Source organism: Ruegeria atlantica, from assembly GCF_013032505.1.
GTDB lineage: Bacteria > Pseudomonadota > Alphaproteobacteria > Rhodobacterales > Rhodobacteraceae > Ruegeria > Ruegeria atlantica_F.
In genome coordinates this window covers 894,579-907,589 of record NZ_WQCG01000001.1, presented here as the reverse complement: position 1 = coordinate 907,589, position 13,011 = coordinate 894,579, and the positions used below count along the sequence as shown (strand labels likewise).

General features: G+C 51.5%; 13 protein-coding genes and 3 pseudogenes. 9 read left to right on the top strand and 7 right to left on the bottom strand.

Translation table 11 applies throughout. The annotated features are described in order from the left end of the window. Positions 1–48 precede the first annotated feature (48 nt). Positions 49–649 (top strand): annotated as a pseudogene (locus tag GOW92_RS04400) (IS6 family transposase); the annotation flags it as partial. 587 nt (positions 650–1,236) lie between these two features. Here GOW92_RS04400 and GOW92_RS04395 read toward each other — a convergent pair. Then, positions 1,237–1,896: a LysR substrate-binding domain-containing protein gene (locus tag GOW92_RS04395; RefSeq protein WP_368040260.1), complete on the bottom strand. Its 660-nt coding sequence runs from the start codon at positions 1,894–1,896 to the stop codon at positions 1,237–1,239. Between the two features lie 42 nt (positions 1,897–1,938). Next, positions 1,939–2,109: pseudogene (locus GOW92_RS25305) on the bottom strand (LysR family transcriptional regulator); the annotation flags it as partial. A gap of 38 nt (positions 2,110–2,147) precedes the next feature. Here GOW92_RS25305 and GOW92_RS04390 point away from each other — a divergent pair. From GOW92_RS04390 to GOW92_RS04380, 4 genes and pseudogenes are all read left to right on the top strand, one after another. Further along, on the top strand, positions 2,148–3,101 hold the full coding sequence (locus GOW92_RS04390) for a TauD/TfdA dioxygenase family protein (RefSeq protein ID WP_217356498.1): 954 nt from the start codon (positions 2,148–2,150) through the stop codon (positions 3,099–3,101). 54 nt (positions 3,102–3,155) lie between these two features. Beyond that, a pseudogene (locus GOW92_RS25300) lies at positions 3,156–3,545 on the top strand (alcohol dehydrogenase catalytic domain-containing protein); the annotation flags it as partial. A 138-nt stretch (positions 3,546–3,683) separates the two neighbouring features. After that, a complete protein-coding gene (locus tag GOW92_RS25295; RefSeq protein ID WP_368040259.1) occupies positions 3,684–4,184 on the top strand; it encodes a zinc-binding dehydrogenase in 501 nt (166 codons plus the stop codon). Between the two features lie 78 nt (positions 4,185–4,262). Further along, positions 4,263–5,156 carry a YegS/Rv2252/BmrU family lipid kinase gene (locus GOW92_RS04380; RefSeq protein ID WP_170558324.1) on the top strand — a complete coding sequence of 298 codons (894 nt, stop codon included), beginning with the start codon at positions 4,263–4,265 and terminating at the stop codon, positions 5,154–5,156. Between the two features lie 126 nt (positions 5,157–5,282). On the opposite strand, the gene GOW92_RS04375 is transcribed toward GOW92_RS04380, so the two are convergent. After that, positions 5,283–6,377, bottom strand: a complete 1,095-nt coding sequence (locus GOW92_RS04375) for an AI-2E family transporter (RefSeq protein WP_170558322.1) — start codon at positions 6,375–6,377, stop codon at positions 5,283–5,285. 484 nt (positions 6,378–6,861) lie between these two features. On the opposite strand from GOW92_RS04375, the gene GOW92_RS04370 reads away from it, so the two are divergent. From GOW92_RS04370 to mgrA, 3 genes are all read left to right on the top strand, one after another. Then, complete coding sequence (locus tag GOW92_RS04370) at positions 6,862–7,131, top strand: HlyU family transcriptional regulator (RefSeq protein ID WP_170544884.1); 270 nt, start codon at positions 6,862–6,864, stop codon at positions 7,129–7,131. A gap of 216 nt (positions 7,132–7,347) precedes the next feature. Further along, positions 7,348–7,872, top strand: a complete 525-nt coding sequence (locus GOW92_RS04365) for a hypothetical protein (protein WP_254452893.1) — start codon at positions 7,348–7,350, stop codon at positions 7,870–7,872. A 125-nt stretch (positions 7,873–7,997) separates the two neighbouring features. Continuing rightward, entirely contained in the window at positions 7,998–9,065 is a 1,068-nt protein-coding gene (mgrA, locus tag GOW92_RS04360) for an L-glyceraldehyde 3-phosphate reductase (protein ID WP_170559341.1), read from the top strand. Positions 9,066–9,642: 577 nt separating this feature from the next. Here mgrA and GOW92_RS04355 read toward each other — a convergent pair. Beyond that, the gene (locus GOW92_RS04355) at positions 9,643–9,867 is read right to left on the bottom strand and encodes a DUF1127 domain-containing protein (protein ID WP_254452892.1); all 225 of its coding nucleotides are present in this window, start codon (positions 9,865–9,867) and stop codon (positions 9,643–9,645) included. Further along, positions 9,857–10,081, bottom strand: a complete 225-nt coding sequence (locus GOW92_RS04350) for a DUF1127 domain-containing protein (RefSeq protein WP_170558318.1) — start codon at positions 10,079–10,081, stop codon at positions 9,857–9,859. Before GOW92_RS04350 ends, GOW92_RS04355 begins: the two co-directional genes overlap by 11 nt. 100 nt (positions 10,082–10,181) lie before the next feature. Here GOW92_RS04350 and GOW92_RS04345 point away from each other — a divergent pair, with 100 nt between their 5' ends. Continuing rightward, entirely contained in the window at positions 10,182–11,105 is a 924-nt protein-coding gene (locus GOW92_RS04345) for a LysR family transcriptional regulator (RefSeq protein ID WP_254452891.1), read from the top strand. A 546-nt stretch (positions 11,106–11,651) separates the two neighbouring features. Here the strand turns inward: GOW92_RS04345 and GOW92_RS04340 are convergent. Further along, positions 11,652–12,677 carry an adenylate/guanylate cyclase domain-containing protein gene (locus GOW92_RS04340; RefSeq protein WP_170558316.1) on the bottom strand — a complete coding sequence of 342 codons (1,026 nt, stop codon included), beginning with the start codon at positions 12,675–12,677 and terminating at the stop codon, positions 11,652–11,654. Further along, the gene (locus GOW92_RS04335; RefSeq protein WP_170558314.1) at positions 12,670–13,011 is read right to left on the bottom strand and encodes an Hpt domain-containing protein; all 342 of its coding nucleotides are present in this window, start codon (positions 13,009–13,011) and stop codon (positions 12,670–12,672) included. The genes GOW92_RS04340 and GOW92_RS04335 overlap by 8 nt, the downstream gene beginning before the upstream one ends.

The window sequence follows — 13,011 nt, the reverse complement described above, 5'->3', positions numbered from 1 at the left end:
GCGTCACTGGCCCAATAGAGACGAGTTCGAATTCGTCCGACAGCACCGTATTTTCGGTTTCCACTCTCGCTTCGAAATGTCGAAGATCTGCTTCATAAGCGAGGCATCGACGTGAGCCATGAAACCGTCAGATACCCGAAGAAAGCGTGTTCAGCAGCTGCGCGCATTCTCGAAATGGAAGTGGCACGTGGACGAGGTTTTCGTGAAAGTGAATGGCAAGCGACACTATCTTTGGCGGGCCGTTGATCACGAAGGTGAGGTGCTGGAAGCCGTTGTCACCAAACGTCGAAACAAAGCTGCAGCATTGAAATTCCTCAGGAAATTAATTAAGCGGTACGGCAAAGCTGAAAAAGTAGTCACAGATCGCTTCGCATCCTACAAGGCTGCGCTCAGAGAAATGGGTGCACTGGAAAAACAACGGACGGGCAGGTGGCACAACAACCGCGTCGAGAACTTGCAACTGCCGTTTCGACGACGTGAGCGCGCGATGCAGCGTTTCAGGCGCATGCGAAGTTTGCAGAAATTCGCCACCGTCCACTCCTCCGTCTACAACCACTTCAACTAGGAAAGATCGCTCGCCAGTCGAGACAACGTCAAGCTGACCCGCGCCGCCGCTCGTAGCGAGTGGCGTCAACTTTGTCCTGGATAGTTTCGCGGTTTCCGCAGCAAACTGAGACTGGTTCGAATTAGTCTGACAGCACCGCCACTCATACCTGTCTCGCTTCAGCTGTGTTTTCTGACCCGGAATTGTGTCGTAATTCCCGCGAGTTGGCGCATGCGCTTTCAATCAGAGACGAAGCAAACCGTACACTCAGAGTGCAATTCAAGCCCAAGTTTCAGTGACGCAATTTGGCGGGGTCGCTTTGGACTGGATTTCCCTGATAACCTGCAATTTACAGGGAGTTTTCGTGAGATGGGTTCGAATGCAGGTGTTTTGCATGTCAGAACTGTATGTTTTTCAGCAAAATAGACTGCAAATAATGAGCGTAAATACTGTTTTTCCGGCCATACATTGCCTCACCATCTCTCAATTTTGCATTGGATAATGCCAGAGATACTTTGCAGAACGGCAAAACGACATCGGATGAGTGTTCGTTATGGGCTCGAAGCCGTTTTTCTCCACGTTGCATGCTAATGACTGAACCAAGCCCAATTTTGACTTCCAGTTTTCTTGGTTCAATTGGTCGAAAGTGTCTTCTGGATACCTTTTGGAGTGCCAACTCCCAGATAAACCCGCTAACTATCTGCTGCTTCCAATAGCGCCGCCGTAACTGCGTCGATCATTTTGGTGTGAGGCGACGCCGTCATACTTGCCAAGCCAACAATGCGCTTAGGTCCGTTCGTTTCGAGGGGGATCCTTTTGAGCCGCAAGTGGTCATATGCAGCTAAGCGGCTGTCTGGTATGATTGATACGCCAAGTTCAGCGGCCACCATACTTGAGATTGCTTCAAGGCTCTCTAGCTCCATGGCGTCTTTGACTTCAATGCCCTTTCTTTGCAGCCAAGTCTCGATTTGCCTTCCTACAACCGCATCACGCGTAAAACGAATAAAAGGTGACGCACCAAGCAGTTCTTTCGGAGGCAAATCTGAGGTGTTTTCCGAGACAAGCAGGACCAATTTCTCGGCTACAATTTCAGAGAATTCCAACGTGTTTGGCAGAACATCTGGTCGGGAGATGATCGCCGCTTGAATCTGCCCGCGGTCCAACTGTAGCAAAAGCTGATTGGTCAAACCTGGGACAATCCGTACATGGATATCGGGGTGCACCGACTTTAGCCTCGCTAGCGCAATCGGCACTAATCCAGTCAGGGTCGTTGGAACGGCTCCCAAAGTTATTTCACCCGAGAGATCGTTGTTCGACTTCACCTTTTCCGCCAAACCGTCATAAGCGGCCACCACCGCAGCGGCCTCTCCGACGAACGTTAGCCCGGCATGGTTCAGTTTGGGTGATTTGGCCGATCGGTCAAACAAAACGAGCCCCAACGTGACCTCCAGATTCCGCATCTGGTGACTGACCGCCGACGGAGTTAGATGCTCCGCCTCTGACGCGGCACGGAAGCTACCATGTCGATGAACTGCGATCAGAGTTCGCAGTGACCGGATGCTCATTTCGATAATCTCACTACCGCCTAAACCGTGATCAATACGTGAAAGTTTTTCACCGATTAGTCAAAGATTTTTCGTTTTTGTTCATTTTTGTTGATGTGTACCTTGCGCATAGCATGCCCACGAAACCAAACCCAGAGGTGCTTATGGTTGCTCCCAAATCCAACGCCTATGATTCCATCGTTGCCAAACCCTTCGCACCAAACCTTGGAGCTGAGATCTATGGAGTCGATCTAAGCCGGCCCGTGCCTGACAGTCAGTTTGCGGAAATCTGCGACGCCTTTCACACCTACCAAGTGCTGTTCTTCAAAGAGCAGAAGGAAATTCCACCTGCGCAGCACATCGAATTTGGGAAACGTTTTGGGCCGCTTCATGCGCACCCTGCAGCCCCAACAATGGACGGGTATCCGGAGATTTTCGAAATCCATGCAACCAAGAATTCCAAGGTAGCAAACGGTGAGTTCTGGCACTCTGACGTCTCTTGCGATGAGACGCCGCCCCTTGGAACTATGCTACAAATCCATATCGCCCCTCCCTGTGGTGGGGACACTATGTTCAGTGATATGTATGCGGCCTACGATGATCTTTCTGAGCCGATAAAAGATATGATCAACGGGTTATCTGCACTTCATAGTTCAGAGCATATCTATAAAGGCCGATATAGCGACCGGGGCCAAAAAGACAGCGATATTGATTGTCCCGAAGCGGTTCATCCGATTGTTAGAACTCATCCGGAAACGGGCCGGAAATCGTTGTTTGTGAACCGAACATTTACGACAAAAATTGTGGGCTTGTCGGATAAGGAAAGCGATGCGATCCTCGACCTGCTGTTCGAGCATGCGGAACAAATCAACTATCAAATCCGGTTCAGGTGGTCGCTTAACGACATGGCCTTTTGGGACAATCGGTGCTGTATGCATCGTGCTATCTGGGACTATTGGCCCGCAGAGCGAAAAGGGCGACGTGTGACTGTGAAAGGCGATAGACCTGTTTAATCTCGACCGAACCGAATTGCTCGATCAAAGAAACCAAATCTTTAGGAGCGCTAAGTGCGAGCTGCAGTCGTAAGAGAATTTTGTGAAGACCTTTCGATTGAGACGGTCCCGGATCCAACTTGCCCAGGCAATGGAGTGGTCCTTGAGGTCGCTGCCTGTGGCGTATGCCGCTCGGATTACCATGGATGGTCTGGTGCACACCCCAAGGTTCAAAATGGCTCCATCTTAGGGCACGAATATTGTGGGACTGTGGTAGAGGCAGGGCCTCAAGCGAAGCACAATGTTGGTGACCGCCTCATAGCTCCATTCATCTTGGGGTGCGGCAGCTGCAACGCTTGTCAAACAGGCGTATCAAACACTTGTGCTAATCAAATCGTTCCTGGATTTGGAACGCCTGGTGCCTACGCAGAATACGTTGCAGTGCCTTTTGACCACAACTTGGTTCACTTGCCAGAAACGCTGTCTCCTGCCTTGGCGGCAGGGCTTGGGTGTCGCGTAACCACTGCTTGGCATGCTTTGACTGACCGTGCAGATGTTACAGCTGGTGAATGGGTGGCTGTCCACGGAACAGGAGGGATTGGCTTGTCCGTTCTTCTATTGGCAAAAATGCTCGGATGCCAAGTTGTTGTGGTGGATGTCGTAGATGAAAAACTTGAGCATGCAAAGCTTCACGGTGCGGACGCCACAGTAAATGCAAGCAAAGAAGACGCCGCCGCAGCGATCCGAGATATCACGGATGGAGGAGCACAGGTTTCCATAGAAGCGCTGGGGATCGAAACAACGACGAACGCATCCTTAGAGTGTCTCGCTATCCTTGGTCGACACGTGCAAATTGGTATGCCGTCGGGCGACGGCCAGATGCAGGTGAACATGCGGGCAATCTATTCCAAACAACTCTCGTTTTTCGGCACTCGTGGTATGCCTTCCTGGAAATACCCCCGCCTTCTGGGAATGATCGAACGTGGCGAAGTGGATATCCAGCCAATGGTTGCCAGAGAAATCCGATTGGAAGAGGCTAGCAATGAACTTCGCGCCATGAATGGACCGACGTCCCCAGGAACCGCTGTTATCACAAGGTTTTAGCCGTGATCAGCCCAAACGCCTCTGACGTAGAACTTTTAAAGCAGTTGCCCCAACGTGCCAGAGTTTTATGCTGGAACCATGGCCAAACGTACCCTGCTAGTTCTCAATAGGAAGTCCGCAGCAAGACCCGATCTGCGTTCTGCTGTCCGGCCATTAGAAAAAGAGCTTGGCATTAGGGTGTGTATTCCTTGGTCAGGAAAAGACTTGAAGAAGACACTCCGAGAAGCCGTGGGCGATGGGGTAACCCGGATAATCGCTGGCGGTGGTGACGGCACTTTGAACTCGGTCGCGAGTGCTGTTTTGAAGTTGAAGACAAAATCGCCTGTCTCGCTGGGCCTTGTTCCCTTGGGGACGGCGAACGATTTCGCCCGGTCATATGGTGATAAGGGGGTGGATTTGGCGACATCTGTTCGAATTGCCGCATCGGGGGACGCGCGGCCTATCGATGTCGGATACATAAACGGCAGGGCGTTTGTGAATGTCGCCAGCGGCGGTTTTGGAGCGATGATCACCGCAACGACACCCAAAGAAATGAAGAAAAGACTCGGTGGGCTTGCGTACACGCTATTTGGGCTTGCTCGTCTATCTGATGCGAAGTCTGTTCCAGCGAAAATCGCAATCGATAATGGAGACCCGTACGACGTTTCCATTTCCGCGATCGCGATTGCGAACAGCCGCTATGCAGGCGGAGGTTTTGACGTGGCGCCTGAAGCGGAAGTGTCCGACGGGTTGCTCGATTTAAGCGTGCTTTCCGCAGAGCGTTTAATGCCAGAAAATCTGCCCTTTGGCAGACTGCCGGATATCTCGGATCCCAAGGATGGTATTGTACAGCGCTCTCGTCTGAGATCTATGGTTCTGGAAACCTCCCAACCGTTTCACATGAATTTGGACGGCGAGCCGATGATCGATCAACGCTTTGAGGTTTCAATTAAACCAAAAGCGCTGAACTTCGTTTTCCCAAGCGGTAAGTAGTGCGGGTTTCTCCTTAAACTCAGACTTGGCACGGTGTTTCGAACGTTCCATGCGGGGCTGACACATACACTCGCAGATAGAGTCAGGTAAAAAGCCGCCATCCAGTTTGGCGAACGTCTTTCGCGCTTAGCTGTTCACTGCGTTAGTGTTGTTTACCTTACCATCACCGGACATCAGTATCGCGATTGGCTGCGTAGACGGGATATTCGAAAGTACAATCATGATGCACACGGTGATCGGGACGCTCATCAACGCCCCGGCAATGCCCCAGATCGCAGTCCAAAACGTGAGCGCCAAAATGACCATGAATGGCGACAAATTCAGGCTTTTCCCAAGCAGCATTGGCTCCAGGATATTGCCGATAGAGAATTGAACTGCGCCACAACCAATCAGAACCACAAGAAAGGGCACGACTTCTTCAAACTGTACCAGTGCGACAATTGAAGGAAGCGCGACGCCGACGATAGAGCCGACTGTCGGGATGAAATTCAACAAAAACGCAAGAACGGCCCAGGTTTCAGAGAAGTCTAGGCCGACGGATGCCATTACGGCATAACTGCCCAAGCCAGTCAGGGCACTCACCAGCGTTTTGATGCCAACATATCTTTGAATGCTGTCTGACGTGCTCTCAAGAACGCGATGAACTTTTTCAGCGGCTTCCCTGTCTTTGATTGCAAGCTTAATTTTAGCGCGCATTGGAACGCGTTCGACCATCATAAATGGCACATAGAGCAGCACCAGGAAAAACGCGCTTAAGAACGCCCCGGCAGACCCGATCACTCCTTTCGCGAACCCAGTCAGGTTGATTTGCTCCAAGGCCTTTACCGCGGCTGCATAGTTGTCTTGCCCAACCAGTGATACCAGCTTTGCGACTATGCTGGAAAACCGTTCCTCATAGCGCGGAAACGCTTCCGAAACCTCGCCGGCTTGACTGGATAGTATCGACAACACAAGCGAGAGGCCGATTAACACAATTGAAATTGCGGCCAAATGCGCAAGCCATTTCGGGACGGTACTTCCGAATATCTTGAATCTGCTGATACGATCCGCAGTCGCTGTAAGGAGAACGAACAAGAGGGCCGCAAAACACAGAGGGACCAGTACAGACGAAGCGAGGACTAATGACGCTATTGTCAAGAACACCAGCACGACCAACTGATACCAGAACGTGAGCCCTAAGAAGTTTGGAGCAGGATCTTTATGATGCATACTCTTTTTCATTTGTAGGCTCCCTACAGGACAGAGCGTTGTCCAGCCGCTTTCTGAAATGAAGGTATATTAGCTCGCCTTGAAAGTAACTTGGCAAAAGGTTCAGTTACTTCTCTCGAGAACGAATAGTAGAGATTTCCGGTGAAGACTTTCATATTTTTGCCGTGAACTTGCTGTCGATCTGAAATCTCAATCTCAACGGTTATCAACGAAAGCTTGGTTCTTCAGCCACCTACTGAGATCGGGTATTTGATAGTTCGCTTTGGGCTTGAAGCGGTCGTTGGCGGCGGCGAGTCAGAATGGCGATTTTGGGCCGCCCGTGCAAGGGAGAGTGGTGCGGGGGGGAATGGACTTTTACCGCGGATCTGAACGTATGAGGCAACGCAAAAAGCGTGGCGCCGGATCGAAGACAAGTGTTCTGGTAGCAAGACATGCTTCACGCCTGTCCCAAGCGGCGCTATTCTCCCGTCATAGCAACGCTGAAAGGAACCACCCAATGTCCCTCTTCTCTAAACTCTTTGGTGGTGGTGAAAAGTCGGAGCTGGAGCCAGTCTCTTACAGAGGGTTCGAAATCTTTCCGGACCTGATGCCCGAAGGTGGCAAATACCGCCTTCTAGCCCGTATCGAAAAGACCATCGACGGAGATCGCAAGACCCATACTGTGATCCGGGCGGATGTTTTTGAGACCCGTGATCAGGGCGAAAGCTTCAGCATCGCAAAGGCGAAACAGGTGATCGACGAGCAGGGCGAACGCATTTTCGATTAAGCAAACAGACAGCCTAATGTATGCGATGCAATCGACGGATGGTTCTGCAAAGTGGACATCCGCCCCGATCTGGCGAAAGAACGCTAAGCAGTCATTGGAAGTCTTAGATACCCGATACATGCAGCTGCAATCTGGGTCCCAATTTCGTCTATTTTACAGCCTGTGCTACCCTGTTGCATTTATCGTATGCAATTGGGGGCTGAAGATATGTGGAACATGGAACAGTTTGTAGCTGACTGCCGGACCGCAGTAGATCAGGACGCGTCTCACAAATCGGTGGCTGAGGTGGTGGACCGGGCGATGCGCGATCCCGCGGGCGTGACGCAAGCATTGGGAGAGCCGACCGAAAGCGGTATCTTTCCCATTTACAAGTCAGGTGATCTGACAATCGTCAACGTCGTATGGAAGCCAGGAATGACCATAATGCCCCACAATCACGAAATGTGGGCCGTGATCGGTATTTATGGTGGCCGCGAAGATAACATTTTTTGGCGGCGCGTAGCAGATGACCCTCACGGACGCATTGAAGCGGCGGGGGCTCGGGCATTGTCGACGGGTGAATATGCTCCGCTTGGTAAGGACCTCATTCACTCGGTTACAAACCCTATCCCCAAGTTGACCGGAGCAATCCACGTATACGGCGGGGATTTTTTTGAAGCTGAGCGAAGCGAATGGGATCCTGAAAACCTGACGGAACATGCCTATGACATGTCGAAAGTTCGCGCGTTATTCGAGGGCTAGTTTGCAGTTTGACAATCTGCGCTGGCAATGCCTGAGGCATGTTCCGTCTATACAGCAGGCTTCGCTGATTGCCGATTACTATCTCGTTGAATTGACACGGGGTGATGATCTCGGATTATGGACAGATGAGCAACTTACAACGCCCCCCGAAGCCTCGGCCACGCCCATTTCTTCCTAATCCGGACCGCTACGAGCAAATGGTCTATCGCCGTTGTGGACAGTCTGGCATAAAACTACCCGCGATAAGTCTTGGGCTATGGCACAACTTTGGTGGGGATACCCCGCACCAGACAAAGCGCGATCTCTGCCGCACTGCTTTTGACTTGGGTATAACGCACTTTGATTTAGCAAATAACTATGGCCCACCACCGGGATCGGCGGAAGAAGCATTCGGTGAAATTTTAAAAACTGATTTCGCAGGCTATCGGGACGAACTCATCATATCTACCAAGGCAGGGTACGATATGTGGCCGGGCCCCTATGGGGAGTGGGGATCACGAAAGTATCTCGTGGCCTCTTGTGATCAGTCGCTCAAGCGGATGGGGTTAGAATACGCAGATATCTTTTATTCCCACCGCTATGATCCAGATACCCCTCTGGTAGAAACTATGGGAGCCTTAGACTATATAGTGCGCTCTGGGCGCGCACTTTACGTCGGAATTTCAAGCTACAACTCGCAACGAACGCGCGAAGCGCTGGCCATCTTGAAAGACCTTGGCACGCCGTGCCTGATTCATCAGCCGTCGTATAACCTACTCAACCGTTGGGTTGAGCGGGACGGGCTGTTGGATACGCTTGACGAATTGAACGTGGGATCGATTGCGTTCACGCCACTTGCCCAGGGTATTTTGACATCGAAGTATCTAAACGGCATTCCCGAAGACAGTCGTGCGACCCAAGGCAAGTCTCTATTGGACGGCATGATCAACGAACGTTCATTGGCGAGTGTCAGGGCTCTAAACGACATAGCGGCGTCACGCGGTCAATCGTTAGCTCAGATGGCACTTGCTTGGGTGCTGAGAGGGGACCGGATTACGACAGCCCTTATTGGCGCTTCGCGACCTGAGCAGATCGTGGATTGCGTAGGTGCGGTCCAGAATTTGGAATTTACCGAAGCGGAACTCGCTAAGATTGATGAGGTCAGCTCGGAAGAGGAAATCAATCTCTGGGCGCGATCCTCGGAAATTGAGTAAGATTGTTGACAACTGATTTTTGGTGCTAGCAGGTCTTTCTGCTTAATCGCATGGCGTTTCTGCTTTGGGCTCACGGCAGTCATTTGACTCTTTTGGTCAGATGACGGCTTCGGAATGGATAGCGGCCATTGCTGGTGGTTATTCCGAAAAAATTTCGCCTGGAGGTTTGCATTGGGTCTTGTCAGAAGAACTTGGGTTGAGACGGGCAAACGATACTGTCGTACCGAAGGACATTCTGCGCGCAACCCAAATCCCCTTTATTGGTAACGGTTCCACAAAACCATGCGCGCCGAGTCTGGTCATCTAATCGAAGAAAAGGAACACAGATGCTATCTTGATCGCCGAAACGGAGACGACGAACGATCGGGTCTCGTGATGTTCTCCTGCCTCTCATCTTTCGCGGCTCCTGCTTGGCAGGGTGGTTTGGGCCAGCATTTTCGGGAGGAGGTGAAAATGCTGGCCCTTTGCGTTGGCGCTCCCTGTTGGCTTTTTCGCCTCCGCTTTTGCTGGTTTACTCTGGGAGGAGCGAGGACCAGCAAATTTCGTGTGAGATTCTGACCTGAGGGCCTCTGCTCTATTAATCAGCCATTAATTTCGCTGCATATTCCGGGATACCGGATCGCAAAATTCCAATCTGTGCGAGTTGGTCGTCGCTCATTTTCGAAAGTGTGGAGAGCATCCGGGCCATTTGAAGCGTCTTCAAGACGGCATTTGCCGTGGCTCCGATCCACACCAGGAAGCTGATTGATAGAGCAATGGCGTGACCACGATCTGTACCAGCCGTATGGGTATTAGCAGCCATACGCAGCCTCCATAGCAAGTCTTTTGATGCTACTGCGTGGAATGCCCAGATCTACTAAGTCACGGTCAGATAGCACCGAGAGCTCATAATACGTTGCGCGATAAACCCTGCGTTTAGCCTGTGCCCTGCGTATCGTGTCCAGCTTTTGATGAAAGAACGTGCGGCCAGCTTCGAAAACGACATCTAGCCCGCTGTTTGATCGAGTAATTGCCATGATATTGCCTTGTCCGTTGCTGCGGTGCGGTAATTATGCTGCAATGCAGAGATAAAAGTATTTGGTAGCGCTCACAATTCGACAATTTGGCAAAGGCCCCATGCCATTTTGGAACAGCAAAGGTCACCACATGGACATTTCTGCGCAAATGCTAATTTTTGCGACGGTTGTCGAGCAGGGCAGCATCTCTGCGGCTGCAAGATCAATGGGGCAGACCCCATCAGCAGTAAGTAAGCAGATCGGGTTTCTTGAAGATCAGATTCACTACCGCCTTCTTAATCGCACCAGAACGGGTGTCTCTCCGACGCGAGAAGGCCAAGATTTCTATGAAAAATGCAAAGCGATGGCTGACAAATTCAATGAAGCCAAAGCGATGATCCATAGCTTTGACGGTGTCCCACGCGGAGAACTCAGGATCGCGTGCACTGTTGCATTTGGTAAGTCCCAACTGATTCCTGCCTTGCCAGAGTTCATGAATGAGAACCCAGAGGTTCAAATGTCTCTGGATCTGACCGACCGAGAAATTGATCTTCGGAGTGAAGGGTTCGATGCGGCGATCTGCTTTGCGGAACAACGCAAAAATCCAGATATGGTCATCAGGCGCATTATGCAGAGTCGAAGGGTACTATGTGCCTCACCTGAATACCTTGAGCGTTCTGGAACACCGTCGAATTTTGCCGAATTGGCTGAGCACAATTGCTTGAGAGTTGCTGGGAGAAGCCAACGGAACGCTTGGAACAGCATCGAACAGAACGCAGGCGAAAAATTTGAAGCAACGGGCAGTTTTGAGGGAAACAGCACCGATGTCGTCTTTCGAGCCGCTCTTGCTGGCATCGGGATCGCACGGCTGCCCTGCTATATGGCAAACATTAAATTTAGCTCCGGCGAACTTGTCCACGTCATGCCGGAGTATGCACCACCCAGCACAGATATTGTCGTAATGTTTGCCGAAAGGCGGAACCTGGCACCAAAAACCCGCGCGTTTGTGGATTATCTCGCCCGGCGGTTTCGGGATTCTGAATAAAACCAAAGGAACGGCTAACTACGTATAGAAACGATCGCAGTTGTCCACGTTTATCCGATCCAATCTGCTGTGACTGTTTAAAAGCCCAAGGGTCAGCAAATTGCAGAGATTGGTAGATCTTTCTCAGCGCTTTAGTTCCGAAGGTATGTCTGCTTTGTCCGCGGAGCAGACATTCGTCCAAACTCTACGAGCGACCGCTTCGAGCCCATAGACGACCTTAGAGACCAGCGCAGCATTCGTCGTGATGGGCGGAATGCGGAAGTTCGCTGCGGTGCAAAGCAAATGTTACACTATTGCAAAGCGGCCATTGAATCGGACAAATTGCTTAAAAAACCCGGATGATAATCATCTATCACAGTTCGCTTCATCTGCTCTCCACGCATCGAATGAAGCCCGATTTTGTCTGTGGCAATAGGTCCATGGCCAGGCGAAAAAATACGACCTGTTTTAGCAAAACCAAGTTCACTGGCTGCGACGGCGGGGTGCTTTGATCCTAAGCGAATTTTCAGGAAATGATATCTGAGAAACGATACTCGTGTCGGAAGATCACAAAGCGTGAATGTCGAATGGATCGGAGAAGCCCTTGATCTGTGTCCCGCCAAAAGTCTCCTGAATATCAACTCCGTCGAGCAGATCCAGGGTCTCTTGATCGACCAAAATCCGGCTTCCGGTGTTCTGGGTTTCCGCTTCCAATCGGGCTGCGAGATTTACCGCGGATCCGATACAGGTATAGGTCGCCCGGTTGTCAGTGCCGGCATAGCCCGCGACGACTTCGCCTGTGGCGATACCGATACCGATCCTGAGATTCCGTTCTCCATCTGCGAGCCGGTCGTGATTCAGCATCTCTATCATGCTATGCATTTCATGCCCTGCAGCTACTGCACTTTGCGCAGTATTGTTCAGAGGTTGTGGAACACCGAAGAGAGCCATCAACCCGTCTCCCAGCATAAGGCTGACAATGCCGCCATTGCTGGTCACTGCCTCGAACATCAACGTGTAGAAGGTGTTGAGCAGATCAATTGTTGCCTCGGGTGCTAGGTTTTCTGAAAGGGCTGTGAAACCGCGAATGTCGCAAAAAAGAACCGATGCGTTTGCACGTTTACCACCGATGGCAAAGCCAGACTCTTGCAGGTCTTGCGCAACTTCGGTGGTCGCGAAACGCTCGAGCAGGCGTCTTTGTTCGTCCCGCAATCGCTTCTTTTCAAGGCCGCTGGAGACGCGGGCGCTGAGAAGCGTCTTGTTCACCGGCTTGGGCAAGTAGTCTTCCGCACCTAACTCGATACAGCGCACAATATTGTCGAGCCCTTCGACAGAGGAGGTCACAATTACCGGTAATTCGCGCAGGTCGGGGTCCGCATTGATTGCCTCCAGAACCTGAAACCCGTCCATTTCCGGCATTTCGATATCGAGTAGAAGCAGGTCATAGGACTGACTCGACAACATCTCCATCGCGACGAGGCCGTTCTCCGCAACAGAGGCTTTGTGCCCCAACAGTTCAACATTGCGAGACAGGAGTAGCCGATTGACTTTGTTGTCATCAACGATGAGGAGATGGCCGGGTACATCAGTCATTGTACAGGGTCCGCAGGGCCACAGCAGCTTTGGCGAAAGCGGTCTCTAGAGCTTTCGCATCTGTAAAGTCGCCAGTCGCGGGCATGTCCCCGAGCTCGATTTTTCTTGCCAACTCGGCCAGCGTAGTCGCACCAAAGGTGTTTGCATTCGATTTAATGGAATGAGCCGCGCGGCGATATCCATCGGGGTCGGACGCGTCGGCAGCCGCTTTCAATTCGGCAATCATGCCGGGGGCTTCGTCGAGAAAGGTGTTTACAAGCTCGGCGGCAAATTCGTCGCCAGTCGCGTCCTTGAGTTCAGCAAAGATATCAAGATCAATTGGGCCGTTTTTCAT